Origin of the sequence: Geodermatophilus marinus (assembly GCF_003428645.1) — a bacterium.
GTDB lineage: Bacteria > Actinomycetota > Actinomycetes > Mycobacteriales > Geodermatophilaceae > Geodermatophilus.
On record NZ_QVQH01000008.1, the window covers coordinates 14,908 to 41,894 of the forward strand.

Genomic DNA, 26,987 nt, shown 5'->3' on the forward strand with positions numbered 1-26,987 from the left:
GCAAGGGGCGCACGATACCGGTCCGGACCAGTCCGCAGTCGCTATCGTGACGCAGCCGGCGCCACTGGTTGCGAACGAGGGACGGTTCGATTGAGCGCTGATCTGCGGCCACAGGCCAGCAAGCTCACCTGGACCCTGCGGACGTACGGGTGGCTCCTGGCCGCCTGCACCTTGGCGTGCGCCGCCCTGCCGCTCTTCATCACGCCCTCGACCCCCATGTACCAAGCCAGCAGCCTGGTCGTCGCCCGGGATCTCGCCGTGAACGAACGAGTCCTTCCCCGCCTCGCGGAGGCCGTGTTCGCCGCAGGAGCGGTGGAGGAAGCCCTGGCCGCCGAGGCGACCGCCGAAGGAGAGGCCGACGACCTCATCCCCGCGCGGGTGTCCGTGGTGGCTCCGGAGGACTCGATCGTTGTGACGGTCCAGGCTCGGGACCCCGACCCGGTCGTCGCGGCGCGGCTGGCCGACCTGGCTGCCGCCGCGCTGGTTGGTGAACTCAACCGCAACGGCGCAGGCGTCGGCGAGTTCTCGGTGGGCGCCGAGGCCGTCGTCTCCACCGAGCCCTTGGACGGGATCCCCCAGCTGGCGTGGACGGCCGTCGGCGCGGTGGCGGGCGTGACCCTGGGATTTGGGATGATCGCACTGATCGCGGGTGCGCGTCGTCCGGTGGTCACCGCGTCCGACGTTCAGCAGGCCGCCGGCGTCCCATTGCTGGGAACCGTACGGTTGCCGCCGATCTCACGGGACGAGTACCCGGGGCCCCTCGGCATCTCGGGTCTCGTCACGGTGACCCGGCGATTGGCATCTGTCCCCTCCGGGCGGCTGCTGCTGGTGAGCGCACCCTCGTGCGACGCGGTCCGCCAACGCCTGTTCGTGATGGTGTCCGTGGCTCTCGCCGGACTCCGCCCCGTGAGGACGCACGCTCCGCGCGAGGTCAACGAGGCGATCCGACAGCACCGGTTCGGCGAGGAGATCGCACGTACGTCCTCACGAGATTCCGAGACGGCCGATGGGCTCCTCCTGGTGGACGGCGGCTATCCCCTCGTCACCCTCGACCCGGCCACGATCGGCGCACCAGTGGTAGCCGTGGCACGGCTGGGAGAGCCCAGGAGGAGCCTCCGCGCACTCTCCGCCGATTACAGGGACGCCGGACTCCTCGGAGTCGTCCTGGTCGACGTCCCATCGCGGCTCGAGCGAGCTGTGACGCACCGTTCGTGGGAGAGCTCTGGCCAGGCGCCCACAGCCATCGGCCCGGCCGGCGACCGCTCCGAGCCGGAGCGGACGTGAGGCGGACATCCCGCCGCATCGTCTCACTCGCTGCCGTGGTGCTGGCTTCGGTGCTGTCGACGGTCGGGGTCCTGGCCCCTGCGGTGGCGGACTCGACCACAGTACGGACGTACGCGGGGCCGGCCTATGACACGTCCGTGTCCTCGGCGCCCACCAGCCCGGAGACCCGGAGCGCCCTCTGGTTCCACGCCGGCGCCTGGTGGGCGATGCTCCTCGAACCCACGGGACGCACCGTCCGGGTGTTCGAGCTGATGCCGGACCACTCGTGGCGACCCACCTCCGCGGTGGTGAACCCTGATGCGGGGGATGCCGGTGACGCCCTTCTCGAGGGCGACACCGTGCACACGGTGTCGCGCCGCAGCGACGGTGTCCTGTACTACACCCGGTTGGCGTTCGACCCCGCGACCCGGGATTACCGGGCAGCACCGGCCCGGTTGGTCACCACCCGCGGGGGGGCAGCGACCGCCTCGCTCATCAGGGACAGCACGGGACGGCTGTGGGTCAGCTACGCCGACTTCGGTCGGGTGGTGGTCACGTACAGCGACAGCGGCGGGCAATGGTGGGGGGAGAACTTCCCACTCGCCGTCAAACACGACCCCAGCACGGCGGAGTCGGCGGCCGTCGTGGTGTTCGACGACCGGGTCGGTGTGCTCTGGTCGGACCAGTCGACCGGGTCCTTTGAGTTCGCCTGGCACCAGGATGGTGACGCCCCCGGTCTGTGGTCGTACGAGCAAGCCCTTACCGGGCCGGCGCAGGCAGACAACCACATCAGCGTTGCGGCTGTGCAGGGTGAGCCATCTGACCTGGTGGTCGCGGCGGTGAAGACGTCGCGGAACGACGAGGGTGAGCCTTCGGATGCGCTGCTCCTGGAGCTGCTGGTCCGGAGCCCGGACGGTCAGTGGTCGGCGTCGCCGATCAGCACGATCGGCGACGCCTTGAACAACCCGATCCTCCAGGTGGACGAGACGACCCGGACCCTCCACCTGTTCGCCGCGTGGGAGGGGCAGATCGTCACCAAGCGGGCCTCGCTCGACGACCTGCGCTTCGAGCCCGGCTTGGGGGAGCCGTTCGTACTCGGCGAGGGGCGCCTTCTCGACCCCACGGGCGCCAAACACCCGGTCAACGCCCGCACGGGACTAGTCATCCTGGCCAGTGACGCCGCGAATGGGAGGTACCGCCATGCGGAGGCGCCGATCATGTCACCGACCCCACCCACGGACGATGAAACCGATCGCACTCCGCCCGAAGCGCCGCACGCCTTCCAGGGGAGGGCCGTGTCCCCAGACACAGTCGTCCTGTCCTGGGCCGAGGTGACGGAGGCGGACCGGTGGGCTCCGGCGCGCGACGGTACCCCGGCACAGGCCTACGTCCTGCAGCGTGACGGGACGGAGATCGCCACCGTCCGCTCGACCAGCTTCCGGGACCAGCTCATCAGCAGTTCCGGCCGCGACGGCGAGACGGCCGTCGAATACGCCGTGGTCGCCCTGGATGTCGCGGGCAACAGATCCGAGGCCGTCCGCATCGTCGTCGAGATGCCCGAACCTGACTCCGGGACGTCGACGCAGGACCTTGCCGGGTGGGCACTCCTGCCGCTCGCGGCCATCGCCGGCCTGCTCGCCTTCCGTTCCGCCGGACGGCGCCGATGACAGGAGCGGGGGGCTGGCTAGGCGCGGGCCGATGCCGGCCAGGTCACCGACCGGCCGCCCTCACGACCTGGCCCACGGTCCGCAGCAGAATCTTGATGTCCCCCCACATCGACCAGTTCTCGATGTAGAAGTTGTCGAAGCGGGCCCGGTCGGCGATCGAGGTGTCGCCGCGCAGGCCGTGCACCTGAGCCCATCCGGTCAGCCCGACGGGGACCCGGTGGCGCGAGGTGTACCAGGGGAACTGCCGGATGAACTCGTCGACGAAGAACGGCCGCTCAGGGCGGGGACCCACGAGGCTCATGTCGCCGCGGACGACGTTCCAGAGCTGCGGCAACTCGTCGAGGGACGTGCGGCGGAGGAACTTGCCGATGCGACCGAGCCGCTGGTCCTCGGCGATGTTCCACTGCGTCGACGCCTCGCTCTCGGACGCCGGGCGCATGGAGGAGAACTTCAGCAGGGTGAACGCCTGACCATCGATCCCGATGCGTATCTGACGGAAGAGCACGGCACCTGTTCCCCACCGGCTCAGTGCGGCGCAGACGGCCAGGACCGGGAAGAGGAAGAACAACGCCAGCGCCGCGAGGGCCGCGTCCCCCACGCGCTTGGCCGCCCACGTGCTCGTCCGGAAGGGCGCCCGGCGCAGGCGGACCATCGGGATCCCCCAGAGCACCTCGGTGTCCTTCGTGACGGCGTGCAGCTCGTAGAGCCGGGGGACGAAGTAGATCTCGCAGGCCAGCCGGTCGCAGGCACGGAGCAGGCTCACGACCGAGGGCTCCCGCATCCGCCCGTACGTCACGATGACCACGTCGATGCCCTCGGCGACGAGCACCTCGTTGAGCCCGTTGTACCCCCCCAGGACCGGGACGGGGCACTCCTCGGGGGAGAGGAGCGGGTCGTCGTCCAGCATCCCGACCGGTACGAGGCCGTACTCCGGGTGAGCCAGTAGGTTCCCGGCCAACGTCCCTGCCACGGTCCCGGCACCCAGGACGAGCGTCCGCTGACGCAGCCGGCCCCGTGACCGGAGGCGCCGGATGACGGCGTAGGCGACCGAGCGCCCTCCGAGGCACAGGACGCCGAAGACCGCGGCGGTCCCCAGCCGGGCGGTGCCTGCGGTGCCGTCCCCGAGCCCGGCGAGCACCATGGCGCCCGCCCCAGCCGCCAGCGACCGGCCGATGACGGCCGGGGCGTCGTCGAGAACCGACAGCGACAACCGGGAGCGGTACAGGTCGGCGACGTGGAAGAGCGGTAGGGCCAGCGCCAGGGTGACCAGCGTCTTCCAGTTCGCGGTACCGGTGACCAGCACTGCCCCGACGAAGGCGGTCAGGTCCACGGAGAGGAGGAGGGCCGCGACGAACCCCGACCGGCGGCGGCGGGCCCGGCGACGCCGTGGTCGCAGCGCGGCGGTAGCACCGGTGCGCTCCTGACGTGCCAGCTCATGGCGGCGATGCTGGCCGCGGACACGTGCGAGCCCGGTGGGGTCCCGCCCCAGTTCCAGGGTCATGAGCCGGCCACGAGACCCGGACGACAGCGGGTCGCGAGGCACCCGGCCGGTGATGCGGTGCTCGACGACGCTTCTCGCCTGCAACACCGGGCCACGGTCATGACGAGTCCCATGCGTCTACCCCCGAGCTACGCGCCCGTCACCTGCTGTTCACGGGACGCTAGACGGCGCTTCCCGGTCGCGGATCCGTCACGAGGGTGACCCCCGTCTACGCCCGAGTCGAAGGTCCCGCCTACCGGAACCCGGCGCGGCGGGCGATGACGACGGCCTCCAGGGACGTGTGAACCCCCAGCTTCGCGAGGATCCGCCGCATGTGCGTCCGCACGGTGTTCACGGAGATGTCGAGCTCATCGGCGACCTCTTGGCGCGTGACGCCGCCGGACAGTGCACGCAACACCTCGAGCTCCCTGGAGGTCAGCTCGTCCAGAGGGCCCGACCGGGTGGCTGCAGCGCCGGCCTCCAGCAGGTGGTCCAGCACCCGTGTCAGCTCCACCGGGGGGATCCGCGTCTCGCCACGGGGGACGGCGCGTACGACATCCACGAGCTCCTGCACCCCAGCCTCCTTGTGGACCCAGCCCCGGAAGCCGGCGCGCACGGCACGAACCAGGGCGACGATGTCCTCGTGATCAGCCAGGGCGATCAGCGCGAGTCCCGGACGGACCTCCCGGAGGGCGGCACCCAAGGACGCCAGGTCGGCGGGGCCGGTGTCCGAGCCCAGCACGGCCACGTCCACCGGACGGGAACCGACCACGCGCAGCACGTCGTCCGCCCGCGCTGCGGTGCCGACCACTTCGAGGTCGGACTCCGCGGCGATCGCTTCGGCCAGCGCCTCGACGAGGGACAACTGGTGGTCGCCGAGCAGGACCCGGAGCACGGGGGGAGCTTGACGGTGCGACCGGGCCGGCCTCCGGCCCGGGTGGTGGTGGTCCGCTGCCATCCGGGTGGTTACAGCTCGCCGTCGAGTCCGGCCGCGACCACGGCAGTCACCGCTTGCAGGCGCGTCCGCGCACCGAGCTTCAACAGCACGTTCTGCAGGTGGGTCCGAGCAGTGCTGCGGGAGACCCCGAGCGCCGCCGCGATGTTCGTCGTGCCCTCGGCATCGACGAGCCGCCGGAGCACCTCGCGCTCCCGGGGGGTGAGCCGCTGCACCCCGGCCCGGAGATCAGCGTGCTGGTCGGCGGGCCGCGCGAGAGCCGCCGGCGTGCCCCCGCGGACCACCCGGCCGGCGTGACAGGCCTCCAACGCCCGGAGGATGCTGGCCATCGGTTGCACCTTGTCGAGGAAGGCGGCAGCCCCCGCCTCGAGAGCGACGAACCGGTCACCGTCCTCCGATGATCCGGACAGGACGACCACGGGTCGGGAAGGGCGCCGCGCGTGCAGCCGGGCGACCGCCTCGAGACCGTCACCGTCCGGGAAGCGCCGATCCACCACCACGAGGTCGGCGTGGTGCCCCTCGTCCGCCGTCACGACCTCCGCGGGGGAGCTGACCACGACGACGTCGTGCCCGCGTGCGGTCAGGACCATCGCGAACGGCTCGGCGAACATCCGGTGGTCATCACAGACGACGAGTCGCACCGTGGGCCTTCCTCAGCCGGCCCTGGCCGGGTAGCCGGAGGCGCGGGGCAGGCGCAGCACGACCCGCGCCCCCGCTCCGGTCGCAACGGGTTGATGCAGGAGGAGAGCGCCGCCCAGGCTCTCCAGCACCGTCCGGGTCACGGCCAGCCCGATACCGGAGCCAGCCGGGATTCCGCCGAACCCCGGGCCGTCGTCCTCCACCGCCACGTCGATCGCCGCGCGTTCGGACGCCACGGTGACGACGACCCGCCCGTGGGGGCCGGTAGCACGGACTGCGTTGTCCAGCACGTTGAGCATGCAGCGCCGGATCACCGCCCGGCTCCCCAGGACGAGACCGGCCGCACCCCCCCGGCGCATGAACGTCCCCGCCCATGTCAGCCGTGAGGCCGCCAGCGCCGAGTCCAGCACCTCCTCCACGTCGGTGCACGGGTCCCCGGGCACGGTGTCGTGCACCCCGGCGCGGAGGACACTCCTGGCTGCCTCGGGCACCTCGAGGACCTGCTCGACGATGCGGTCCAGGTGAACGAGCACCTCGGCGGGCACCCCGTCGACGCTGCGCGCGGCCTCGACGAGAGCCAGGACGGCAGCGAGTGGCTGGCGCACCTCGTGGAGGACGACCTGGAGACGATCCTGCAGGAGCTCGTGGACGACGTGGTCCGCCGGCCGCCGCATCCCGACTGCCATCTCCCCCCCTTGGCTCAGGACAGCCCCCGTGCCGCAGGGGCTGCCGGTAGGCGTCCGAAGAACCGAACAGTGGCGGACGCTAGAAGACAATGCGCAGGTGGGACAGGTGTAGCGGCAGCGAGGAGCGACCTTCGCCAACAAACATCCCCGGTCATCACGTTGCGCACAGGTGCAGTCATCCTCGGTCGCGCACCGACGGCCCCACCACTGCATTGGGTCATCGAATGGCCGATACGCGTCACCTTGCTCCCGGGAAGAGCGGCTGGCCGCTCGCGAACATGCCACCGGAACGGCGTGCAGGCTCTATCGTCGGCCGCTCCGGCGATGACCGGCGTCCGGCTGGCACCCGGTCCGGACGACGGCCCCGCCACAGGGTTCACGGCACGGAGGCCTCATGGACTGGTGGGATCCGGGGATCGCCGCGGCCGGTCTCCTCGTGGGCCTCGTCGTGGGCCTGACCGGCATGGGTGGCGGCGCCCTCATGACACCCATCCTGGTCTTCTTCTTCGGCGTCTCACCGCTGGCCGCCGTCTCCAGCGACGTGGTGGCCAGCTTCTTCATGAAACCCATCGGTGGGCTGGTGCACCTGCGCCAGGGGACCGTGCACCTGCGCCTCGTGGGCTGGTTGTGCTTGGGCTCCATTCCGGCCGCCTTCACCGGCGTCCTGCTGCTGCGGCTGATCGAGGACGGCGACGCACTGCAGGAGGTCCTGCTGTTCGCCCTCGGGGCCGTGCTGGTGCTCGCCTCCCTGGCGATGGTGGCCAAGGCCTACCTGAGGCTGCGCGAGCGCGAGCGCGCCCGGCTCGACCCGACCACCGGGGCGGTGCGACCGCGACTGCAGACCATCCCCGTCCGCCGGCCGGCGACCGTCCTCGTCGGGATCCTCGGCGGCCTCGTCGTCGGGATGACCTCCGTGGGAGCCGGCTCGCTGATGATCGTGTGCCTCCTCCTGCTGTACCCGGCCATCAAGGCCCGCCAGCTCGTGGGCACCGACCTGGTCCAGGCGGTGCCCCTGGTCGCCTCGGCGTCGGTGGGGCACCTGCTCTTCGGGGACTTCACGCTGGGGCTGACCGGCAGCATCCTCGTCGGGGCGATCCCGGGCGTATGGGTGGGCGCACGGGTGTCGTCACGTTCGCCCGGGAGCCTCGTCCGCCGCGCGCTCACCGTCATCCTGCTCGCCTCGGGCGCGAAGCTGCTCGGCGCTCCGACCCCCGTCGTGCTCACGATCGCGGGCGCGGCGGTCGTCGGCGGCGTCGGCGGCTGGGCCTGGCTCAAGGTGCGGCACGGCGAACCCGCGTTCGTCTGGCAACAACGCCGGCGCGCCCGCCGGGTGGACGGGGAGGTCGCACCGTCCCGGAGCTGAAGCCGGTCAGCCCTGGACGGGGACCTCGACCGGGGTGGCCAGCCGGGAGCGCAGCCGCAGGGCGAGGGTCTGCGCCCCCTCCACGGCCCGGGTGTCGAAGTACGTGACCTCGTTCATCCGCCCGGCCAGAGGCATCACCCGGGAGTCGACCAGCGGGCAGCCGTGCCCGGCGGCGTCGGTCAGCTGGTAGGCCTGCCGCAGGCTCGCGTGGACGTCGCCGTGCAGCCACGGCCACGACAGGTGGAAGCTCACGCTGTCCAGCCACTGCACGACCAGCAGCAGGTGGACCGGAGCGGTCCCCGGCTCCTCGACGACCAGGCCCGGCGCCCAGGCGTGCCGGACGTGCCCGGTCTCCGCGGACCACACGACCGGCACGTGGGCGGGCACGGCGGCCGCCTAGAGGATCATGCCGGCGCCGACGGTGGCGTTGGTCGCCTCGTCGACGAGGATGAAGCTGCCGGTGGTCCGGTTGACCCGGTACGGGTCGGTGAACAGCGGCGCGGTGACCCGCAGCCGCAGCCGGCCGATCTCGTTGAGCCCGAGGGTCGCCGCCTCCTCGTCGCGGTGCAGCGTGTTCACGTCGAGCCGGTAGCGGAGCTCCTTCACCAGCGCCCGGGCCGACCGGGTGGTGTGCTTGATCGCGTACTTGCCGCCGGGGCGCATCGGGTCGTCGTGCATCCAGCAGACCATCGCCTCGACGTCCTGGGACACCGAGGGTTGGTTGTGCGGCCGGCAGATCATGTCGCCCCGGGAGATGTCGATCTCGTCCTCGAGCCGGACGGTGACCGACATGGGCGGGAACGCCTCGGCGACCGGCCCGTCCTTGGTCTCGATCGAGTGGATGCGCGAGGGCAGCCCCGAGGGCAGGACGACGACGTCGTCCCCCGGCTTGAGGACCCCGCCGGCCACCTGGCCGGCGTAGCCGCGATAGTCCAGGTGCGAGCCGGAGTAGGGGCGGATGACGTACTGCACGGGGAACCGCACGTCGATGAGGTTGCGGTCGGAGGCGATGTGCAGCTCCTCCAGGTGGTGCAGGAGCGAGGTCCCCTCGTACCAGGGCATGTTGACCGAGCGGCTGACCACGTTGTCCCCGGCCAGCGCCGACATGGGGATGACCGTGAGGTCGCCGATGTCGAGCTTGGAGGCGAAGTTGCGGAACTCGGCGGCGATGGCGTCGAAGACGCCCTGGTCGTAGTCGACCAGGTCCATCTTGTTGACGCAGAGCACCAGGTGCGGGACCCGCAGCAGGGAGGCCAGGAAGGCGTGCCGGCGGCTCTGCTCGAGCAGGCCCTTGCGCGCGTCGACCAGGATCAGCGCCGCGTTGGCCGTCGAGGCGCCGGTGACCATGTTCCGCGTGTACTGGATGTGCCCGGGGGTGTCGGCCACGATGAACTTGCGCCGCGGGGTGGCGAAGTACCGGTAGGCGACGTCGATGGTGATGCCCTGCTCGCGCTCGGCCCGCAGCCCGTCGGTGAGCAGCGCCAGGTTGGTGTACTCGTCGCCGCGCTGGGCGCTGGTGCGCTCCACGGCCTCGAGCTGGTCGGTGAAGATCGACTTGGTGTCGTAGAGCAGCCGGCCGATCAGGGTGGACTTGCCGTCGTCCACCGACCCCGCGGTGGCGAACCGCAGCATCTCCATCAGAAGTAGCCCTCCCGCTTGCGGTCCTCCATGGCGGCCTCGCTGGCGCGGTCGTCGGCGCGGGTGGCGCCCCGCTCGGTGAGCCGGGTGGCCGCGACCTCGGCGACGATGTCCTCGACGGTGCTCGCCGTGGACTCCACCGCCCCGGTGCAGGTCACGTCGCCCACGGTGCGGTAGCGCACCGTGGCCTCGAGGGTCTGCTCGCCGTCGAGCAGCGGGAGGTGCGCGCACGGCCAGAGCAGCATGCCGTCGCGGGCCACCAGCGTGCGCCGGTGCGCGAAGTAGATGGAGGGCAGCGGGATGCGCTCGCGGCCGATGTACTGCCAGATGTCCAGCTCGGTCCAGTTGGAGAGCGGGAACACCCGGATGTGCTCGCCGCGGGCGTGCCGGCCGTTGTACAGCGACCACAGCTCCGGCCGCTGGTTCTTCGGGTCCCACTGGCCGAACTCGTCGCGGAAGGAGAAGACCCGCTCCTTGGCGCGGGCCTTCTCCTCGTCGCGGCGGGCCCCGCCGAAGGCGGCGTCGAAGCCGTACTTCTCGATGGCGTCGAGCAGGGTGACCGTCTGCAGCGGGTTGCGGCTGGCCCGCGGGCCCCGCTGCTCGCGCACCCGGCCGCTGTCGATCGACTCCTGCACCGAGGCGATGACGAGCTGGACGCCCATCTCGGCGACCCGCCGGTCGCGGTACTCCAGCACCTCGGGGAAGTTGTGCCCGGTGTCGACGTGCATGACCGGGAAGGGGATGCGCGCCGGCCAGAACGCCTTCTCGGCCAGGTGCAGCATGACGATGGAGTCCTTGCCGCCGGAGAAGAGCAGCACCGGCCGCTCGAACTCCGCCGCCACCTCCCGGAAGACGTGGACCGACTCGGCCTCCAGCGCGTCGAGGTGGCCGAGCTCGTAGACGGCCGTGGTCATGGGCGTCCTCCCCCGTTCCGGTCGGCCGGCACCAGCCCGGCCAGGGCGTCGATGAGGTCGGCGGCCAGCTCCGGCCGGCAGACCAGCAGGTCGGGCAGCCACGGGTCGGGCCGGTTGTAGGCCAGAGGCGAGCCGTCGAGCCGGCTGGCGTGCGCGCCGGCGGCCCGGGCGACGGCGACGGGGGCGGCGGAGTCCCACTCGTACTGGCCGCCGCCGTGCACGTAGGCGTCGACCTGGCCGCGGAGGACGGCGGTGGCCTTGACCCCGGCGGACCCCATCGGCACCAGCTCCGCGCCGAGGGCCGCGGCGAGGTCGGCCACGAGCGCCGGCGGCCGGGTGCGGCTGACCGCCAGGCGCAGCGGCCCGCCGGCGCGCGGGGGCAGGGCCGGCGGCCGTCCGGTGCCGAGCGTCAGGCCCTCGGCCGGCAGCGCGACGGCGCCGGCCGCCAGGTCGCCGCGCTCCCAGAGCGCCACGTGCACCGCCCAGTCGGCCCGGTCGAGCTCGGAGAACTCGCGGGTGCCGTCGAGCGGGTCGACGATCCACACCCGCTCGGCGGTCAGCCGCGCCGCGTCGTCCGCGCCCTCCTCGGAGAGGACGGCGTCGCCGGGCTGGAGGGTCCGGAGCCGGTCGAGGAGGAACTCGTGCGACTCGGCGTCCCCGGCGGCCTTGCGCGCGCCCGGGTCGCCGAACTCGCGCCCGCGCACGCGGAGCAGCAGCTCCCCCGCCGCCGTGGCCAGCTCGGCCGCCCGCTCGTGGTCGGGACCGGTCCGGATCGACTCCACGCGTTCTCCCATCCGTGGGCGGCTGCCACGCCGTAGGCGTGCAGTGTGCTCACGGGACCGGTGTCGCGCGACCCCCTCCGGCACGGACCGGGTCACTTTCTCCGGCGGCGGGCCCGGGGAGCGCCGGGCTGCCCCAGCCGGCCCAGGCCGACCGGACCATCTCCTCGACGTCGTGGCGGGCGCGCCAGCCGAGGCGGTCGCGCAGCAGGTCGGCGGAGGCCACCACCCGCGGCGGGTCACCGGCCCGGCGCGGTTCGACGACGGGCTCGGCCCAGGGCGCGTCGGCAGTCCCGGTGACGGCCCGGATGATCTCGACCACCTCCCGCACCGACACCCCCTCGCCGCGGCCGATGTTGGCGGTCAGCGCGGCGGTCCGGCCGTCGCGCAGCGCCTGGGCGACGGCGACGTGGGCCGAGGCGACGTCGGCCACGTGCACGAAGTCGCGGACGCAGGTGCCGTCGGGCGTCGGGTGGTCGTCGCCGAAGACGCGCGGCGGGCGGCCGGCGACCAGCTGCTCGAAGACCATCGGGACGAGGTTGGACCGGCCGCGGTCGGCGAGCTCGGGCCGGGCGCAGCCGGCGACGTTGAAGTAGCGCAGGTGGGCGTACCGGAGGCCGGTCGCCCGCGCCAGCGCCTCGACCACCCGCTCGCCGACGAGCTTGGTCTCCCCGTAGGGGTTCACGGGGCGGCAGTCGGTGGCCTCGGTGACCAGGTCGACGTCGGGGGCGCCGTAGACCGCGGCGCTGGAGGAGAACACGAAGGACGGGACGCCGGCCGCGGTGACCGCCTCGAGCAGCGTGACCAGGCCCGCGACGTTCTCCCGGTAGTAGAGCAGCGGGTCCCGCACCGACTCCTCGACCTGCTTCTTGGCCGCGACGTGCACCACGCCCTCGACCGCGCGGCCGGCGAGCAACCGGGTCAGGAGCCCGGCGTCACCGACCGAGCCGACGACCAGGTCGACGCCGGGGATGCGCGCGGCGTCCCCGGTGGAGAGGTCGTCGAGGACGACGACGTCCTCCCCCGCCTGCCGCATCGCGTCGACCACGTGCGCCCCGATGTACCCGGCCCCGCCGGTGACCAGCCACGCCATCGGCGGAGGGTAGCGCCGGGGTGGGCGCCCGTGCCCCTCGCGTTCGCCGGATCGTCATCGTTCCGCAATGCACCGGTGGGTGCGGACGTCGCTCCCCGGGCGGACGCTGGTGTCCGCAGGACTCGGCGAGCCGCAGGGGACGGGGGCAGCGCGGCACGGGCCCGGGGAGGGGCCGATGAGCTGGTGGTGGGTGCTCCTCGCGTGGCCGCTGGGCGCCCTGGTCCTGGGCCTGCTGATCGGCGCCGCGATCCGCGGGGCCGACCGGGACGAGCGGGACGACCTCCCCGACGCCGTGCTCGTCCCCGCCCCTGCACCCGCACCGGCACCGGTCCCGGCATCCGAGCCGGAGCCTGCCGAGCAGGCTGGACCGGAGCCCGCCGAGCCGGAGGGGGACCGGGAGCCCGCGCCGCAGCCGCTCGCCCGGCGGCCGCGGCGGCCGGGACCGGTGACGAACCGCTGCATCGCGCCGCCGGCGCGCCGGCCGGGCTCGCGCCGCCGCTGACCCGCGGGGTCAGCCGCTGATCCCCGGCGTCAGCCGCGGGCGTGCCCCTCGGCGCCCGGGGCGAGGTCGGGGACCTCCAGGCCGAGCGCGTCGTCCTGCCGGCGCAGCCGCCACGCGGCCGGCAGCACCAGGCGGGGGGCGACACCGACGAGGACGGCGACCAGCACGGAGACCCCGGCCAGGGCCTCGCCGGACTCCTCGAGGAACGTGGCGGTGGCGGCCCAGGACCCGGCGGCCGAGGAGAGCGCGGAGAGCCCGACCGAGGCGGCGGCGTAGGCGCCGAGGGCGAGCAGCACGCGGCGCCGGTCGCGGCGCTCGGCCCGGCTGAGCACGCCGAGCACGAGCAGCACGGCGGCGGCGAGCAGGACGCTCACGACGACCGCGGCGCTCGACCCGACGGCCGCGGCGAGGGCCTGCATCGCGTCGGCGTGCAGCGTGCTGCCGGCCTTGACCACCGCGATGGCGGCGGTCACGACGCCGACCGCGGCCCACCAGGTCCGGCGCCCGGGGTTGCGGGCGGCACCGGCGGCGGCCGCGAGGGCGGCGACGGCGAAGAGGGCGGCGACGTAGAGCCGCGGCAGCGAGAACGGCGCGTCCATGTCGAGGAACCGCGCGAGCGGGCCGCGGGCGCCGCTGAGGCGGGTCGCGTAGCCGGTGGTCATCAGGACGACGGCGACCGCGGCGAGCGCGACGCCGATCGGGGGGAGCGGGACCCGGCGGCGCCGGGGGCGGGGTTCGGCGGGGGCGCCGGTCCCCCAGGCGCGCTGGTCGGCCAGCCGGATGCCGCGGCCGAGGACGACGGCCACCACCAGGGCGGCGAGCCCCCAGGCCACGAGCCCGCCGACGATCCATGCCCACATGTCCGTCACCATCGGCAGCCCGGCAGCCGACCGTGACCGTGTGGTCACCCGGCGGGGTGAGGCACCGCGCTCAGCGGCGGGCGGACCCCACGGCGACCATGCCGGCCGGGAGGTCGGCGGTCGTCAGCGGGGTCCCGGTGCCCGCCGACCGGGCGTCGGCCATGCGGATGCCGCGGCCGACGAGGACGGCGACGGCGACGGCGAGCGCGACCCAGACGGCGAGGAAGAGCACGAGCCACTCCATGCCCGCCCTCTCGGCAGCCATGCGCCGATCCGGGAACGGATCCGGGACGGGTGGGGCGGGCGGGACCGGTGGGACCGCACCGGCCCCACCGGCCCCGCCCGTCAGCCGGCGCGGCGGCCCAGGGCCCGGTAGCTCCAGCCGGCGGCGGTCCAGGCCTCGCGGTCGAGGGCGTTGCGCCCGTCGAGCACCCGCTTCTGCGCCACGACCTCGCCGAAGGCGACCGGGTCCAGCTCGCGGTACTGCTTCCACTCGGTCAGGACGAGGACGGCGTCGGCCCGCTCGGCCGCCTCCTCCGCGGTGCCGGCGTAGTCCAGCTGCGGCCACAGCCGACGGCTGTTCTCCACCGCCGCCGGGTCGGTCACCCGCACCACCGCGCCCTGCAGCTGCAGCTGCGCGGCGACGTTGAGCGCCGGGCTGTCGCGGATGTCGTCGGAGTCGGGCTTGAACGCCGCGCCGAGCACGGCGACCCGCTTGCCGAGCAGCGAGCCGTCGCAGACCTCGCGGGCCAGCTCGACCATCCGGATCCGCCGGCGCATGTTGATGTTGTCGACCTCGCGCAGGAAGGTCAGCGCCTGGTCGGCGCCCAGCTCCCCGGCGCGGGCCATGAAGGCGCGGATGTCCTTGGGCAGGCAGCCGCCGCCGAAGCCCAGCCCGGCGTTGAGGAACTTGCGCCCGATCCGGTCGTCGTAGCCGATCGCGTCGGCCAGCAGCTTCACGTCGGCGCCGGTGGCCTCGCACAGCTCGGCCATGGCGTTGATGAAGGAGATCTTCGTGGCCAGGAACGAGTTGGCCGCCGTCTTCACCATCTCCGCGGTGGCGTGGTCGGTGACCACCTTCGGCGTGCCCCGCGCGACGATCGGCGCGTACACCTCGTCGAGCATGCGCTCGGCGGTCTCGCCGTCGGGGCCGGCGGGCAGGCCGTAGACCAGCCGGTCGGGGTGCAGCGTGTCCTGCACGGCGAAGCCCTCGCGGAGGAACTCCGGGTTCCACGCCAGCAGCGCGCCGGGCACCTTCTCCCCGACCAGCTCCGCCAGCCGGGCCGCCGTCCCCACCGGCACGGTCGACTTGCCCACCACCAGGTCGCCCGGCGCGAGCACCTGCAGCAGCGACTCGGCGGCGGCCTCCACGTAGCGCAGGTCGGCGGCGTACTCGCCGCGCTTCTGCGGGGTGCCCACGCAGACGAAGTGCAGGACGGCGCCGGCCGCGTCGGCCACGTCGGTGGAGAACCGCAGCCGCCCGGTGCCCAGCGTCCGCTCGAGCAGCTCCTCGAAACCGGGCTCGAAGAAGGGGGCCTTCGCGTCGCGCAGGGCGGCGACCTTCGGCTCGTCGACGTCGATGCCGACGACCTCGTGCCCCAGTTCGGCCATGGACGCCGCGTGGACCGCCCCCAGGTACCCGCAGCCGATGACCGAGATCCTCATGTCAGCGCACCCCTCCGTGCCCCGCCTGTTCCGTTACCGGCCGACCGTAGGTCGTGGGCGGAGCACCCGACCACCCAGGGTCGTCAGGGGGAGGGGCGGACGACGCCGCAGCGGCAGGCGTAGAGGCTGGACCCGCTGAAGGCGTCGTCGGCCGCCCACCGGAAGCGGTGCAGGTGCAGCCGCCCGCGCCACCGGGGAGCGCGGCCGAGCGGGCGAGCCGGGACGGGGAGGCTGCGCACCCGGCCAGTCTGCCGGTCGGGGACCGGCAGGGGGACGTGAGGTGCGTCATGCTCCCCGCCCCTCGCATTCACGGGACCGGGTGAGTGCGCCGCACCCCTCCGCGCGGTTCACTGGTGCGGAGACCTGCCCGCGACCCGGGCCGGTGCGGACGTCGGGGAGGCCCGATGAGCTGGGGATGGTGGCTCCTGGGGCTCTGGCCGCTCGTCGCCGTCGGCCTCGCGCTGCTGATCGGCCGGACCGTCCGCCTCGCCGACCGGCGCCGCCCGCGTCCCGACGACCTGGGACCACTGCTCGGAGGCGACGACCCCTCGGAGGAGGTGCCGCGCCCGAGGCCACCCGGGTGACCCGCCTCCCCCGCGGGGGTCAGCGTCCCTGCGCGGTTCCGGCACCGCTCCGTACATTCGACCGGGTATCCGGTCGACGGGGGATGGCATGGGCGCGGAGCAGACGGTGGTGGACGGGCGGCGCCCGCAGCACGCGGCCCCGGAGGGCCCTCGACCGCGCCGGCGCGGGCTGCGCCGGGTGCTGGTCGTCCTCGGCGTGCTGGGCCTGGTGCTCGCGCTGGTCGTGGGCGGGGGCCTGTGGTTCCTGACCGACCGGTACGCCGGCAACGTGGCGCGGGTCGCCGACGTCTTCGCCGGCCTCGAGGAGGAGTCCCGGCCGGCGCCGGCCACCCCGCAGCAGGCGGCGGGCGAGGCCCCGGTCACCTTCCTGCTGGTCGGCTCGGACACCCTGGCGACCGCCGAGGAGGGCATCGCCCCCGGCGGCCGCTCCGACGCGATCATGCTGGCCCGGTTCTCCGCCGACCGGCAGCACGCCCAGGTCGTCTCCCTGCCCCGCGACTCCTGGGTGGAGATCCCCGGGCACGGGATGGGCAAGATCAACGCCGCCTACGCCTACGGCGGGCCGTCGCTGCTGGTGCAGACCGTCGAGCAGCTCACCGGCGTGCGCGTCGACCACTACGTCGCCATCGACTTCGAGGGCATCACCGAGGTCACCGACGACCTCGGCGGGGTGGAGGTCGTGGTCGCCGAGACCACCAGCAACGGCCCGCACACCTTCGCCGCCGGCGTCAACCACCTCGACGGCGACGAGGCCCGCTGGTACCTCGCGCAGCGCTACGGCCTGGCCGCGGGCGACTTCGACCGGGTGCGCCGCCAGCAGCAGTACCTCAAGGCGGTGTTCGGCAAGCTGCTGAGCACCGACACCCTCACCGACCCCGGCCGCCTGGACGCCGCGCTGCTGTCGATGACCGGCGCGGTCGCCGTCGACGAGCAGCTCGGCAACGGCGAGCTGCTCTCGCTGGCCTACGACCTGCGCGGCCTGGGCCTGGAGGGCATCGACTTCCTCACCGCACCGGTGCTAGGCACCGGCACCGAGGGCGCGGCCAGCGTGGTCTACCTGGACCACGTCGCCGGCGAGCGGATGTGGGAGTACCTGCGCAACGACTCACTGTCGCAGAACGCCGACGAGTTCGCCGACCAGGCGCTGCCCGACGTCCCCCGCTGAGCGGCGTCCCGCTGACCCGGCTCAGCTGGTGGTGAGTTCGGCAGCGAGGGGTGAGATGGGTGGAAAACCCAGTCAGAGCCGCTGCACGTCCCCGGCCTGGAGCCGGAGGGCCGAGCGGGGGCATCGCTCGCCGCACCCCCGCTTCACGGCGGTCGAGGTGGCGAACGGCGCGCCGGCTGGCACGAAGGTCTGGACCCGAGGAACCGGCGGGCGACACCATCGAGGCGTGGACGAGCACGGAGCCAGGGAGTGGTTCGGGGCCTACCTGAACGACTTCGTCGCGCTGGGGCGGGGAGACACCGACGACGTTCGGCGGCTGCTCCTCCACTACGGCATTCCGTTCCTCATCAGCACCGACGCGGGAACGACGGCGCTGACCGACGAGACCCAGGTCCTGGCGATGGCACGCCAGCAGGTGGACGGGATGCGGGCGGCCGGGTACGACCGGACCGAGGAACTCGACGCGAAGACCGTCGTGCTCAACGGCAGCTGCGCCGGTCACCGGGCCAGGTTCGTGCGCCGGCGCGCAGACGGCAGCGAGATCTCTCGGTTGGAGGTGACCTACCTGATCACCGACCGGCCAGAGGGACGCCGGATCTCCGCGCTCGTCGTCCACTCCCCTGTCTAACTGTGCTCCAGGGGGAACCGGACGCCGAACTCCGCGCAGGGCAGTACGTGCACGCAGAGAGGGGACGTGCCGACGAGTTCCCCACCCGCATCACCCCGTGCTGCCGAACTCAGCTGGTGGCGACGACGGCCAGCGCGACGGCGACGGTGAGCGCGGTGACCGCGCCGCCGAGCGCGAGGCCGCGGCCGGGGGTGGCGGAGAACGCCGGGGCGTACCGGAAGGGCCGCTCGACGAGCACCATCGTCAGGTAGGCGAGCCCGCCGGCGATCAGCTCGACGAGCAGCCACCAGTACCAGCCGGTGAGCCCGAACGCGTGCTCGGCGACGAACGTGGCCGGCAGGTGCCACAGGTACCAGGAGTAGGAGATGCGCCCGACGAACCGGACCGGCGCCCAGGAGAGCACCGCGGCCACGCTGCCGCGCCGCGCGGTCAGGCCGCCGGCGAGGATCACGGCCGCGGCGCCCACCGTCGGGACGATCGCCGCGACGCCCGGGTAGGGCGTGCCGTTGGCCCACAGCAGGCAGCTGAGGATGAGCGCCATCCCGGCCCAGCCGAGGCCGACGCCGAGCCGGCGGCCGCGCTCGGTGGCCGCCCATCGGTCGACCGTGGCCGCGCCGATGGCCAGCAGGGCGCCGGCGCCGAACTGCCAGGCCCGCATGGGGCTGCCGAAGTAGGCCAGCAGCCGGTGGTCGTAGGTGACGAGCACGCAGGCCAGCAGCGAGGCGGCGGAGAGGACGCCGAGGGTGGCGAGCAGGGCCGGCCGCCAGGAGCCCGACCGGCGGCGGACCACGGCCACGACCAGGATGATCGTCAGCGGCCAGACGAGGTAGAACTGCTCCTCGACCGCGAGCGACCAGTAGTGCAGCAGCGGGTTCTCGGTCAGCCGCGGCACCAGCTCGTCGATCGAGATGCTGGCCCAGTACCAGTTGGCGCTCTGCAGCGCGGCCCAGAAGCCACCCCAGCCGAGGTCGCTCTGCTCCGGCCCGTCGAGCAGCAGGGAGCCGGCGACCAGCGTGACGACGGTGACGAAGGCGGCGGCGGGGAGGATCCGGCGGGCGCGGCGGGCGTAGAAGTCGGCCAGCGCGATGCGTCCGGTGCGGTCGACCTCGCGGACCAGCAGCCCGGTGATGAGGAAGCCGGAGATGACGAAGAAGACGTCGACGCCGACGAAGCCGCCGCCGCTGATGCGGGGAACGCCGGCGTGGAACAGCAGCACCGCGCCGATGGCGACGGCCCGCAGCCCCTCGACGTCGGTGCGGAACGCGGGCTTGGTGCGCGGGGGCGCGACGGCCCCCGCCGGGGCCACGACGTCGTCGACCTGCTGCCCCCCGTGCGATGCCGCCACGTGCTGCCCTTCCCCGCGCTGCCACCTCCCGGACGACGCCCGGATCCGCTGCGACGCTACGGGGCCGCCCGCCGCCGGGCACCCGGCCGTGGCCCAGGTCATCCCGGCGGGCGCATCCCCGTCGCCGTGCGGCAGCGAGCCGCGACCCACCGTGGGGAATCCGGCTCACCCGGAGGGGTCACGGCCCCCGCCGCAGCGGCGACGACCTGCCTGTCCGCCCCTAGCGTCGGGTGCGTGCGCCTCCTCTTCGTCTGCACCGGGAACCTGTGCCGCTCGCCGCTGGCCGAGCGGCTGGCCACGGCCTGGGCCGCCGAGGCCCTCGCCGGCAGCCCGGAGGCCGCCGAGGTCTCCGTGGCGAGCGCGGGCCTGGACGCCGTCGAGGGCCGGGACATGGACCCCGAGGCCGCGGCAGCGCTCACCGCGCTCGGCGGCGACCCGGCCGGCTTCCGTTCCCGCGTGCTCACCGCGGAGCTCGCCGCGGAGGCCGACCTGGTGCTCACGATGACCCGCGACCAGCGGCGCTCGGTGCTGGAGGTCAACCCCCGCGGCCTGCGGCGGACCTTCACGCTGCTCGAGGCCACGGACCTGCTCAACCGGGCGGACCTGGGCGGGGTGTTCCTCTCCCCCGTGCGCACCCGGGCGGTCGACCTGGCGCTGCGCCTGGACGCCGCCCGCGCCGGCCGGGCCTCCGGCAGCGGCGACGACATCGCCGACCCGATCGGCCGGCGCCCGGAGGTGCACGCGGCGACGGCCCGCACGATCGAGGTGGCGCTGCGCCCGCTGGCCGACGTCCTGTTCACCAGCGTCCGGACGCACCTACCCGCGCTCGTCCCGGCCTGACCCGGCCGGACGTCGTCGCCGACCGAGGCCGTCGAGCTTCTTGCCCGAGGGCCCACACCGGTAGCACAAGTGCTACTGTTCGGCGGGTGACGACCATCGGCCTGCGCGAACTCCGCCAGCACGCCTCCGAGCTCGTGCGCCGGGCCGAGGCCGGGGAGGAGGTCACGATCACGGTGGCCGGCCGCCCCAGCGCTCGACTGGTCCCCGTCTCGCCGCGCGCCTGGCGGCAGTGGGATGAGATCGCCGAGCTGTTCCGCGGTCCCGCCGACACCACCTGGGCCGAGGAGCGGGATCGCCTCGACGGCGAGCTCACCGATCCGTGGCTGCGCCGATGAGAGCCGTGCTCGACACCAGCGTGGTGATCGCTGCCGACGTCGGCCCGTTGACCGGCGAGCTGGCGATCAGCGCCGCCACCGTGGCCGAGCTGCACTTCGGCATCCTGGTGGCCGGTGAGCCGGAGATCCGCGCCGAGCGACTACGCCGCCTGTCGGTCCTGCAACACCGCTTCGACCCCCTGCCCGTCGACGAGGCCGTCGCCGCCAGCTACGGCCGGCTGGCAGCCGCCGTGGTGGCCGCCGGCCGGGCACCTCGGCCGCGGACGATGGATCTCCTCATCGCCGCCACGGCGCACGCGCACGGTGCCCGGCTCTACACCCGCAACGCCGACGACCTCGTCGGCGCCGATGAGTTGCTCGAGGTCGTCCCCGTCTGATCGGCCGCCGAAGCTCAGGTCCGCGCCGGCTGCAGCGTGGCGATGCGGGCCAGCACGGGCACCAGCGCCCCGGCGACCGCCTCGCCGGCCTCCTGGTGGGCCTCGACGGGCAGCCCGATGGGGTCGCCGATGTCGTCCCCGCCCCCGCCCTGCCGCCGGGAGCGGGCCGCGGCCATCTCCCGCACCAGGGCGCGGGCGCGCTCGGCCAGCCCCTCCCCCGGCAGGTCGGCGTCCGCCCCGACGAGCCGCACCAGGTCGGCGGCCTCGCGGAGGGTGAAGGTCTTGTTCAGCGCCCGCGGGGCGGCCTTGAGCACGTCGCGGCGGTGCTGGCGGGTCATGGTGAGGGTGAGGTCGGCATCGATGGCCAGGTCCTCGACCAGGCGGCGGGCGACGAAGCCCTCGGGGTCGCCACCGAGGCCGCGGAGCACCAGGGCGCTGTCGGGGTGCATGGCCGAGCCCTCGACGCCCTGGACACCGGCACTGCTGAGCTGCACCTGGCCGGCGGCGTCACCCAGCGCCTCGTCGAGGTAGGCCCGGCCGAGCCGCTCGGCCAGCGCCGAGCGGCAGATGTTGCCCGTGCACACGAGGAGCACGGAGAAGACCGGCTCGGGGGTCCAGTGGCGGGGCATCAGCCCATTGTCCGACGGCGGCCGGGAACCGGCCGCCCCGCGCGGGCGGTCACCGGTGCCGGCGGGCGTCCCGGATCAGCACGGCGACGGCGGCTCCGGCGCCGAGCAGGAGGACGGCGGCCGTCGACCTGGTCGCTGCGGAGGGCACGAGGCCGAGCAGGACGGCCTCGGCGAGGACGACGGCCAGCGCCATCAGGATCGCGCCGTACAGGGCGGCGCTCAGCGCGCGGGGGCGGCGGGAGCCGGGGACGGCGCGGAGGACTGCCATCTCAGTACGCTCCCGAGCCGCGCAGGACCGCACCGGCGGTCTTCCACAGGATCATGAAGTCGACGGTCAGCGACCAGTTCTCGACGTAGCGGACGTCGATGCGCACCGAGTCGTCCCAGGAGAGGTCCGAGCGGCCGCTGACCTGCCAGAGGCCGGTCAGGCCGGGCTTGACGAGGAAGCGGCGGTGCATGTCGTCACCGTACTTCTCGACCTCGCTCTGCAGCGGCGGCCGCGGGCCGACGAGGGACATGTCGCCGCGGACGACGTTGAACAGCTGCGGCAGCTCGTCGAGGGAGTAGCGGCGCAGGACCTTCCCGACGCGGGTGACCCGCGGGTCGTCCTTCATCTTGAACAGGACGCCGTTGCCCTCGCTCTGCTCGTCCAGCGCGGCCACCATGCGGTCGGCGCCGGCCACCATGCTCCGGAACTTCAGCATCCCGAAGGTGCGGCCGTCCTTGCCCACCCGCTCCTGCCGGAAGAACACCGGGCCGGAGCTGGTGACCTTGACGGCGAGCGCGAGGGCGATGAGCACCGGCGCGATGGCCAGGATGCCGAGGATCGCGCTGCTGCGGTCGAAGGTCGCCTTGGTCAGCCGGCGGACGCCGGTCAGCTCGGGGCGCTCGACGTGCAGCAGCGGCAGCCCGGCGACGGGGCGGATGCGCACCCGGGGGCCGGCGACCTCGGTGATGGCCGGGGCTAGGAGGAGCTCGGCGCGGGTGTCCTCGAGGTCCCAGCCGAGGCGGCGCAGCGCCGGCCCGTCGAGCTCCGGCGAGGGCAGGACGGCGACGGTGTCGACCTCGAAGCCGCGGACGACGTCGACGACCTCGGTGAGGTCACCCAGCACGGGCAGCCCGTCGAACTGGGCGGCGGCGTCGCGGCCCCCGGGGAGGGCGCAGCCGATCACGTGGTAGCCGTGGTAGGCCTCGCGCTCGATCTGGGCGTGCAGTGCCTCGACGCCGGCGCGGTGACCGACGAGCAGGGTGGTCTGCTGGAAGTGCCCTTGCTGGCGGGCGCGGTGCAGCCGCTGCCGCTGCGCGTAGCGCTGGACGAGGGTCAGCAGCGTGGCGAGCGGGAGCGCGACGACCACGAAGCCCCGGGCGACGTCCAGCTTGAGGGCCCAGGAGACGGTGCCGACGGTGGCGAGCAGCAGCGCGGCGGCGAAGAAGACCCGGCGGAACTCGTCGGCGCCGACCCAGAGGAAACGCTCCTCGTAGCTGCGGCCGAGGAGCATCGCGGCCAGCCAGAGGACCGGTAGCCCCAGTGCTGCGGCGAGGTAGGCGATCTCGGAGCCGACGCCGGCCGGGCCGAAGCGGAGGAGGTAGCCGATCAACCCCGCGACGAGCGCGCACACGAAGTCGGCGGCGACGATCCGGCGGACGTACGCGCCGCGCCAGGCCCGTCGCGCGACGGTCCCCTCCCCACGGAGCCGGGAGGCGAAGCCGGACGTCGAGCGAGCATTTGTGCGCGGAGCGTGACGAACGAGTCCGTCACGATCGTCGAGCGTGGAAATCGCTGTACCCCCGTGGAAACGCCGCACCCCGCAGGGGCATTCGCGACTCGACAGCCGGTGCGCGAGGAACCTCGGCGTTCACCCGGCGGAGTGAACGTACCGTCACAGTTCCGCAACTGGAAGGTGGCAGGCACCACACGTCACATCAGCACCACGCACCGCTGCGCCACGGTCGCCGCCGGCTCCGGCGCGCGAGCCCGTCCAACGGCCTTGGGCGACGCCGGGTCAGCGGGTCGCGCCACCCCCGGGCTCGTCCTTGCCGTAGCCGTAGGAGTAGCCGTACCCGTACGCCGAGGCCAGCTCGGCCTTCGGCGGGACGATGTTGAGGATGACGCCAAGTGCCTTGGCGCCGACCCGCTCCAGGGTCGCCGCGGCCTGCTGCAACTGCTCCTTGCGCGTGCTGCCGTAGCGGACGGAGAGCAGGACGCCGTCCATGTAGACGGCCAGCCCGGTGGAGTCGGCGACGGGCAGCAGCGGCGGGGCGTCGACGAGCACGAAGTCGTTGGCGGCCCGGAGCTTGTCGAGCAGGGCGAACATGTGCCTGGAGGAGAGCAGCTCCCCCGGGTTGGGCGGCGTCGGGCCGGCCGCGATGACGGAGAGCTCTCCGGTGCCGTAGCGCTGCAGCACGTCGTCGAGATCGGCCGTGTCGGCCAGGATGTTGCTGAGCCCGACCCCGCCGACCATGCCGAGGTAGCGGGTGACCTTGGGCTTACGGAGGTCGGCCTCGACGATGGTCACCCGCCGGCCAGCATCCGCGAGAGCCAGGCCGAGGTTGACCACCGCGGTGGTCTTGCCCTCGGACGGCACGGCGCTGGAGACCATGATCACCTTGGGCGGCTCGTCGACGTTGAGGAACTGAAGATTGTTGCGAAGTTGCCGGTAGTCCTCTGCCGTCCGATTCACACTGGTGCGGTCAATAACGTGGCGCCTTTCGAGCGCCTCGTCGCGCAATACCGTGCCGATGACAGGCGCACCTGCAAGCTGCACGATCTCGTCGGGATCCCTCACGGAGCGATCGTTTCTAGCGTGAGCGACGGCCAACCCAGAGCCGCCGAGAAGCCCCAACATGAGACCCAGGGCCACATTGCGAATCACATTAGGCGAGCTCGGTTCCTCCGGCAACTGGGGCTCCTCAGTAACAGTCGCCTTCACAGGAGACTCTTCCCCGTCCTCCGAGCCCTCCAGTTCGGCCACCATTTGAGGAAAGACTGCCCCGACCGCCTCCGCGACATCCTGTGACAGTTGAGCCGAGTCGGCCGTCACCTCCACATCCACTAGCACTGTATCCGGTACAACACTTGCGCTGATTAACTCCTTCACGTCTTCAGGGGCCATCGCAGAGTCGAGCCTAGCGGCCACTCGAGACGCAAGCTCACCTCCCTCCACGAGGCGCGCGTAAGAGAGGACCCGCTGCTGGGAGAGCTGCCCTCCCTGGAATGCCTCTAGCGTCGACGCGGTATTCGTTGCCGAGACGAACAACTGCGTCTCGGCCGTATACGCAGGCGTCTGCAGCATACTCACGCCCAGCGCCGAAATTCCACCGCCAAGCAAACCAACAACTAGCCACCACCACCTACCCCGAAGCGCAGCAACAAACTCGCCCGCGTCCATCTGTCATCCCGTCCTGTGTGGATTGATCGAAAGCACGTCATACCAGCTTTTAGACGGCTATCTTGTCACCGCCCGTGTTCGACATTTCCCCCCAGCTTCGGCGACGAAGTAGTGTTATCGCACCCGCTCCAGGAGTCGTCTGGCCAGCATGCTGCCACCGCGATCGGTGCCCACACGATTATCATAGCTGCCGACAAGACTTGGAAGGAACTAAAGGTCGCCGCGCAGGCCATGGTCGCCGCCGCCCCCACCAGCACAGCTCTTGGCACAGCACGCCGCCATGCAACGACGAGTAGTCCGACCTGAACGCCGAGGAAGCTTGCCGCCGCCATGAGGCCCATGTCGGTGGCAAGCATCACATAACCATTTTCAAAGCTGCTTGGGATGAGCCCCCTGTCCTTTAGATCGAAGCTCGAGGCATAACCGCCACCAACGAACAGGATATCTGACAGGTTTTCCCAAAAGTATGCATACGCCTCTTGCCTCAGCGAAGTGGACCCATCGTCATCCACAAATCTAGAGATGACGACCTCACCGGCGCCAGCAAGAAGCAACGCGGAGGCAGTACCCACAATCCCGATGACTTGAGCGAGTTTTCGGTTAAGCGACTGGCGGCTGACCATTGCGCCGCCGAGTAACCCGATAAGGCCAAGGAGTGCTCCAGCCCGCGAACCGGATTGCAGAAGACCGATCAGCAGCACAGTGATCGCCCCGAGCCTTACCCAGTGCCCTCTCAGAACCATGGCTAGAGGAAGTGCGGCCACCATCAGAAGCGACAGGACGAGTGGGTGATCGAGCGTTCCACTCGTGCGCTCCGCACCGTCCCGGAAGTCAACCTGATAGAGCGCTCGAAAACCGGCGAACGGCCAGACTTCCCCAAGGACGGATTGAACGATCGACAAAAGGCCATTTACAACCGCGCAAGCCACGAAGAGCTTCAATAACCTGAGGGCGAAGCACTGATTCCGGGCGCCACCGACCGCACATATGAATAGCCAGAGTCCTCCAGCCAGGAAGTTGCCGACGAACCCCCTCGGCGACGCCTGACCGACATTCGTGAACGTCGATATTGCACCGTACGCCATAAGCCAAGCGAGCAGTACCAATAGCCACGGCGTTGATTTGAGATCGGCAATCCACCCCTGCGGACCGACGATCGCGAATATACATACGAACACGTATGTGAACCATGCAGCTGGGTGCATGTTGGTCACCGTTGCTGAAGAGAAGCTTACACCCGTGAGTAATTGACCAGCTACAGACGGAATCATAATCCACAGGACGAGGATCACCCCTGCGGCGCCCTCGGGCTTGCGTCGCAAGATCCACGCCGCCACGGCACACACCAGGAGCCAAGCGGCTAGCAACGCAACACCCCCTTAGGGTCGCGCATCAGTTGTTCTCACGATCGAGCACCGCCGCTACTTGCTCCAACCGAGCTTCCCAGGAGTGCCCCCTAGCCGCCTCCTGCCTTTGGCGTGCGACAGCCTCGTCGAAGCTGTCAATCTCATGCCTAACGAAGGTAGGAAAGTCGGCAGGCTCATGGATGTGCAGGCCCTCGACCGTCTCGCCTGTGAGACTCTGCAGCGGTGTCGCCACAACCGAGAGCCCCGACGATAAGTACTCGTAGAGCTTCATCGGGTGGACGCCTGCGGTGTAGGCGTTCCTCAGGTACGGGATCAGGCCGACCATAGAGGATGCACACTCCACCGCCAACTCTTCGGACGAAAGGTTTCCTAAATACGTGACCCGCCGATGAGACATCAGATCATTGAGTCGACTGCCGTTTCTGGTCCCGTCGACGGAGACCGGACCAGCCAGAGCTAGCTCCACGCCACTGTCAGCCAAGGCTTCAAGTATTGCGAAGTCTATTTTCGCCGGCGTGAGGTTTCCAGCAAATATTGCGCGCCTCTCACGCTCCTCGCTCCGCCGTGTCGCGGCTTCGTAAGCGGACGTATCAGCAACATTGGGCCAGAGCTGGACATCCTTGCGGCCCAGTCCTTCAAGGTGCTCTGCAACGCCTCTGCTGCTTGCAATGACTACATCCGCACGGCGAATTAGCTGCGACTCAGCCTCCAGGAGAGCTGCACTCGGCACGCCCGGCAGCGTATGAAGGAGGTCAACCGAATGGTAGACCACTTGCCTTGCATCCGTCTCAAGGCCATAGGTAACCGGGCTAAAGGTCCATAGA

30 protein-coding genes and 1 pseudogene are annotated in these 26,987 nt (G+C 72.1%); 10 read left to right on the plus strand and 21 right to left on the minus strand.

Going from position 1 to position 26,987, the window contains the following annotated elements; all coding sequences use genetic code 11:
- Positions 1–90: 90 nt before the first annotated feature.
- Positions 91–1,284: a YveK family protein gene (locus tag D0Z06_RS10860; RefSeq protein WP_117377404.1), complete on the plus strand. Its 1,194-nt coding sequence runs from the start codon at positions 91–93 to the stop codon at positions 1,282–1,284.
- 35 nt (positions 1,285–1,319) lie between these two features.
- Positions 1,320–2,930, plus strand: coding sequence for a hypothetical protein (locus D0Z06_RS10865; RefSeq protein WP_147332017.1), 1,611 nt, complete (start codon positions 1,320–1,322; stop codon positions 2,928–2,930).
- A 43-nt stretch (positions 2,931–2,973) separates the two neighbouring features.
- Here the strand turns inward: D0Z06_RS10865 and D0Z06_RS10870 are convergent, their stop codons facing one another.
- The 4 genes from D0Z06_RS10870 to D0Z06_RS10885 form a co-directional block, all read right to left on the minus strand.
- Positions 2,974–4,260 carry a sugar transferase gene (locus tag D0Z06_RS10870; protein WP_158579943.1) on the minus strand — a complete coding sequence of 429 codons (1,287 nt, stop codon included), beginning with the start codon at positions 4,258–4,260 and terminating at the stop codon, positions 2,974–2,976.
- Between the two features lie 403 nt (positions 4,261–4,663).
- A complete protein-coding gene (locus tag D0Z06_RS10875; protein WP_158579944.1) occupies positions 4,664–5,305 on the minus strand; it encodes a response regulator transcription factor in 642 nt (213 codons plus the stop codon).
- Between the two features lie 71 nt (positions 5,306–5,376).
- A complete protein-coding gene (locus tag D0Z06_RS10880; RefSeq protein ID WP_117377408.1) occupies positions 5,377–6,006 on the minus strand; it encodes a response regulator transcription factor in 630 nt (209 codons plus the stop codon).
- Positions 6,007–6,018: 12 nt separating this feature from the next.
- Positions 6,019–6,690, minus strand: coding sequence for a sensor histidine kinase (locus D0Z06_RS10885; RefSeq protein ID WP_158579945.1), 672 nt, complete (start codon positions 6,688–6,690; stop codon positions 6,019–6,021).
- A gap of 394 nt (positions 6,691–7,084) precedes the next feature.
- On the opposite strand from D0Z06_RS10885, the gene D0Z06_RS10890 reads away from it, so the two are divergent.
- Entirely contained in the window at positions 7,085–8,053 is a 969-nt protein-coding gene (locus D0Z06_RS10890) for a sulfite exporter TauE/SafE family protein (protein WP_117377410.1), read from the plus strand.
- 6 nt (positions 8,054–8,059) lie between these two features.
- On the opposite strand, the gene D0Z06_RS10895 is transcribed toward D0Z06_RS10890, so the two are convergent.
- Genes D0Z06_RS10895 through galE form a run of 5 tightly spaced genes read right to left on the minus strand, consistent with a single transcriptional unit; the run spans position 8,060 to position 12,477 of the window.
- Positions 8,060–8,440, minus strand: coding sequence for a hypothetical protein (locus D0Z06_RS10895; RefSeq protein WP_117377411.1), 381 nt, complete (start codon positions 8,438–8,440; stop codon positions 8,060–8,062).
- Positions 8,441–8,449: 9 nt separating this feature from the next.
- Entirely contained in the window at positions 8,450–9,691 is a 1,242-nt protein-coding gene (locus D0Z06_RS10900; protein WP_117377412.1) for a sulfate adenylyltransferase subunit 1, read from the minus strand.
- Positions 9,691–10,605 (minus strand): sulfate adenylyltransferase subunit CysD, encoded by a 915-nt coding sequence (gene cysD / locus D0Z06_RS10905; protein ID WP_117377413.1) that lies wholly within the window; start codon positions 10,603–10,605, stop codon positions 9,691–9,693. The genes D0Z06_RS10900 and cysD overlap by 1 nt, the downstream gene beginning before the upstream one ends.
- Entirely contained in the window at positions 10,602–11,387 is a 786-nt protein-coding gene (locus D0Z06_RS10910) for a 3'(2'),5'-bisphosphate nucleotidase CysQ (RefSeq protein ID WP_233517596.1), read from the minus strand. Before D0Z06_RS10910 ends, cysD begins: the two co-directional genes overlap by 4 nt.
- 49 nt (positions 11,388–11,436) lie before the next feature.
- Complete coding sequence (galE, locus tag D0Z06_RS10915; RefSeq protein ID WP_117377415.1) at positions 11,437–12,477, minus strand: UDP-glucose 4-epimerase GalE; 1,041 nt, start codon at positions 12,475–12,477, stop codon at positions 11,437–11,439.
- Positions 12,478–12,652: 175 nt separating this feature from the next.
- Here galE and D0Z06_RS10920 point away from each other — a divergent pair, with 175 nt between their 5' ends.
- On the plus strand, positions 12,653–12,979 hold the full coding sequence (locus D0Z06_RS10920; protein ID WP_117377416.1) for a hypothetical protein: 327 nt from the start codon (positions 12,653–12,655) through the stop codon (positions 12,977–12,979).
- Between the two features lie 29 nt (positions 12,980–13,008).
- Here the strand turns inward: D0Z06_RS10920 and D0Z06_RS10925 are convergent, their stop codons facing one another.
- From D0Z06_RS10925 to D0Z06_RS25770, 4 genes are all read right to left on the minus strand, one after another.
- Positions 13,009–13,839 carry a hypothetical protein gene (locus D0Z06_RS10925; protein WP_147332018.1) on the minus strand — a complete coding sequence of 277 codons (831 nt, stop codon included), beginning with the start codon at positions 13,837–13,839 and terminating at the stop codon, positions 13,009–13,011.
- 70 nt (positions 13,840–13,909) lie between these two features.
- The gene (locus D0Z06_RS25085) at positions 13,910–14,104 is read right to left on the minus strand and encodes a hypothetical protein (protein ID WP_147332019.1); all 195 of its coding nucleotides are present in this window, start codon (positions 14,102–14,104) and stop codon (positions 13,910–13,912) included.
- Positions 14,105–14,184: 80 nt separating this feature from the next.
- A complete protein-coding gene (locus tag D0Z06_RS10930; protein WP_117377418.1) occupies positions 14,185–15,504 on the minus strand; it encodes a UDP-glucose dehydrogenase family protein in 1,320 nt (439 codons plus the stop codon).
- An 83-nt stretch (positions 15,505–15,587) separates the two neighbouring features.
- Positions 15,588–15,743 carry a hypothetical protein gene (locus D0Z06_RS25770; protein WP_199522253.1) on the minus strand — a complete coding sequence of 52 codons (156 nt, stop codon included), beginning with the start codon at positions 15,741–15,743 and terminating at the stop codon, positions 15,588–15,590.
- A gap of 165 nt (positions 15,744–15,908) precedes the next feature.
- On the opposite strand from D0Z06_RS25770, the gene D0Z06_RS10935 reads away from it, so the two are divergent.
- The 3 genes from D0Z06_RS10935 to D0Z06_RS10945 all read left to right on the plus strand — a co-directional run bounded on the left by D0Z06_RS10935 (position 15,909) and on the right by D0Z06_RS10945 (position 17,881).
- On the plus strand, positions 15,909–16,088 hold the full coding sequence (locus tag D0Z06_RS10935; protein ID WP_117377419.1) for a hypothetical protein: 180 nt from the start codon (positions 15,909–15,911) through the stop codon (positions 16,086–16,088).
- Between the two features lie 88 nt (positions 16,089–16,176).
- On the plus strand, positions 16,177–17,253 hold the full coding sequence (locus D0Z06_RS10940) for an LCP family protein (RefSeq protein WP_233517597.1): 1,077 nt from the start codon (positions 16,177–16,179) through the stop codon (positions 17,251–17,253).
- A 226-nt stretch (positions 17,254–17,479) separates the two neighbouring features.
- On the plus strand, positions 17,480–17,881 hold the full coding sequence (locus D0Z06_RS10945; protein WP_117377420.1) for a DUF6841 family protein: 402 nt from the start codon (positions 17,480–17,482) through the stop codon (positions 17,879–17,881).
- Between the two features lie 109 nt (positions 17,882–17,990).
- Here D0Z06_RS10945 and D0Z06_RS10950 read toward each other — a convergent pair whose 3' ends face one another.
- Entirely contained in the window at positions 17,991–19,226 is a 1,236-nt protein-coding gene (locus D0Z06_RS10950; RefSeq protein WP_158579946.1) for an acyltransferase family protein, read from the minus strand.
- Between the two features lie 234 nt (positions 19,227–19,460).
- Here D0Z06_RS10950 and D0Z06_RS25335 point away from each other — a divergent pair, with 234 nt between their 5' ends.
- The 3 genes from D0Z06_RS25335 to D0Z06_RS10965 all read left to right on the plus strand — a co-directional run bounded on the left by D0Z06_RS25335 (position 19,461) and on the right by D0Z06_RS10965 (position 20,778).
- Positions 19,461–20,066 (plus strand): arsenate reductase/protein-tyrosine-phosphatase family protein, encoded by a 606-nt coding sequence (locus tag D0Z06_RS25335; protein WP_158579947.1) that lies wholly within the window; start codon positions 19,461–19,463, stop codon positions 20,064–20,066.
- 86 nt (positions 20,067–20,152) lie between these two features.
- Positions 20,153–20,401, plus strand: coding sequence for a type II toxin-antitoxin system Phd/YefM family antitoxin (locus D0Z06_RS10960; protein ID WP_117377422.1), 249 nt, complete (start codon positions 20,153–20,155; stop codon positions 20,399–20,401).
- Positions 20,398–20,778 carry a PIN domain-containing protein gene (locus tag D0Z06_RS10965; protein WP_117377582.1) on the plus strand — a complete coding sequence of 127 codons (381 nt, stop codon included), beginning with the start codon at positions 20,398–20,400 and terminating at the stop codon, positions 20,776–20,778. Before D0Z06_RS10960 ends, D0Z06_RS10965 begins: the two co-directional genes overlap by 4 nt.
- A gap of 14 nt (positions 20,779–20,792) precedes the next feature.
- Here the strand turns inward: D0Z06_RS10965 and D0Z06_RS10970 are convergent, their stop codons facing one another.
- The 7 genes and pseudogenes from D0Z06_RS10970 to D0Z06_RS25095 form a co-directional block, all read right to left on the minus strand.
- Positions 20,793–21,407, minus strand: coding sequence for an arsenate reductase/protein-tyrosine-phosphatase family protein (locus D0Z06_RS10970; RefSeq protein ID WP_117377423.1), 615 nt, complete (start codon positions 21,405–21,407; stop codon positions 20,793–20,795).
- Between the two features lie 49 nt (positions 21,408–21,456).
- Complete coding sequence (locus tag D0Z06_RS10975; RefSeq protein ID WP_117377424.1) at positions 21,457–21,675, minus strand: hypothetical protein; 219 nt, start codon at positions 21,673–21,675, stop codon at positions 21,457–21,459.
- A 1-nt stretch (position 21,676) separates the two neighbouring features.
- Positions 21,677–23,026, minus strand: a complete 1,350-nt coding sequence (locus D0Z06_RS10980) for a sugar transferase (protein ID WP_233517598.1) — start codon at positions 23,024–23,026, stop codon at positions 21,677–21,679.
- Positions 23,027–23,410: 384 nt separating this feature from the next.
- A complete protein-coding gene (locus D0Z06_RS26285; protein ID WP_233517599.1) occupies positions 23,411–24,088 on the minus strand; it encodes a CpsD/CapB family tyrosine-protein kinase in 678 nt (225 codons plus the stop codon).
- Positions 24,089–24,553: 465 nt separating this feature from the next.
- Positions 24,554–24,796: pseudogene (locus tag D0Z06_RS27120) on the minus strand (Wzz/FepE/Etk N-terminal domain-containing protein); the annotation flags it as partial.
- Between the two features lie 65 nt (positions 24,797–24,861).
- Positions 24,862–26,133 carry an O-antigen ligase family protein gene (locus tag D0Z06_RS25090; protein ID WP_147332021.1) on the minus strand — a complete coding sequence of 424 codons (1,272 nt, stop codon included), beginning with the start codon at positions 26,131–26,133 and terminating at the stop codon, positions 24,862–24,864.
- Between the two features lie 55 nt (positions 26,134–26,188).
- Positions 26,189–26,893 carry a glycosyltransferase family protein gene (locus tag D0Z06_RS25095; RefSeq protein WP_147332022.1) on the minus strand — a complete coding sequence of 235 codons (705 nt, stop codon included), beginning with the start codon at positions 26,891–26,893 and terminating at the stop codon, positions 26,189–26,191.
- Positions 26,894–26,987 lie beyond the last annotated feature (94 nt).

What these genes read in the sequence shown, in the direction of transcription:
- D0Z06_RS10975 (WP_117377424.1), bottom strand. Translation starts at nt 21,675, where the DNA reads ATGGCAGTCCTCCGCGCCGTCCCCGGCTCCCGCCGCCCCCGCGCGCTG.
- D0Z06_RS25085 (WP_147332019.1), bottom strand. Translation starts at nt 14,104, where the DNA reads ATGGCTGCCGAGAGGGCGGGCATGGAGTGGCTCGTGCTCTTCCTCGCC.
- galE (WP_117377415.1), bottom strand. Translation starts at nt 12,477, where the DNA reads ATGGCGTGGCTGGTCACCGGCGGGGCCGGGTACATCGGGGCGCACGTG.
- D0Z06_RS10920 (WP_117377416.1), top strand. Translation starts at nt 12,653, where the DNA reads ATGAGCTGGTGGTGGGTGCTCCTCGCGTGGCCGCTGGGCGCCCTGGTC.
- D0Z06_RS10965 (WP_117377582.1), top strand. Translation starts at nt 20,398, where the DNA reads ATGAGAGCCGTGCTCGACACCAGCGTGGTGATCGCTGCCGACGTCGGC.
- cysD (WP_117377413.1), bottom strand. Translation starts at nt 10,605, where the DNA reads ATGACCACGGCCGTCTACGAGCTCGGCCACCTCGACGCGCTGGAGGCC.
- D0Z06_RS10930 (WP_117377418.1), bottom strand. Translation starts at nt 15,504, where the DNA reads ATGAGGATCTCGGTCATCGGCTGCGGGTACCTGGGGGCGGTCCACGCG.
- D0Z06_RS10970 (WP_117377423.1), bottom strand. Translation starts at nt 21,407, where the DNA reads ATGCCCCGCCACTGGACCCCCGAGCCGGTCTTCTCCGTGCTCCTCGTG.
- D0Z06_RS10935 (WP_117377419.1), top strand. Translation starts at nt 15,909, where the DNA reads ATGAGCTGGGGATGGTGGCTCCTGGGGCTCTGGCCGCTCGTCGCCGTC.
- D0Z06_RS10900 (WP_117377412.1), bottom strand. Translation starts at nt 9,691, where the DNA reads ATGGAGATGCTGCGGTTCGCCACCGCGGGGTCGGTGGACGACGGCAAG.
- D0Z06_RS10890 (WP_117377410.1), top strand. Translation starts at nt 7,085, where the DNA reads ATGGACTGGTGGGATCCGGGGATCGCCGCGGCCGGTCTCCTCGTGGGC.
- D0Z06_RS10925 (WP_147332018.1), bottom strand. Translation starts at nt 13,839, where the DNA reads ATGTGGGCATGGATCGTCGGCGGGCTCGTGGCCTGGGGGCTCGCCGCC.
- D0Z06_RS10940 (WP_233517597.1), top strand. Translation starts at nt 16,177, where the DNA reads ATGGGCGCGGAGCAGACGGTGGTGGACGGGCGGCGCCCGCAGCACGCG.
- D0Z06_RS10885 (WP_158579945.1), bottom strand. Translation starts at nt 6,690, where the DNA reads ATGGCAGTCGGGATGCGGCGGCCGGCGGACCACGTCGTCCACGAGCTC.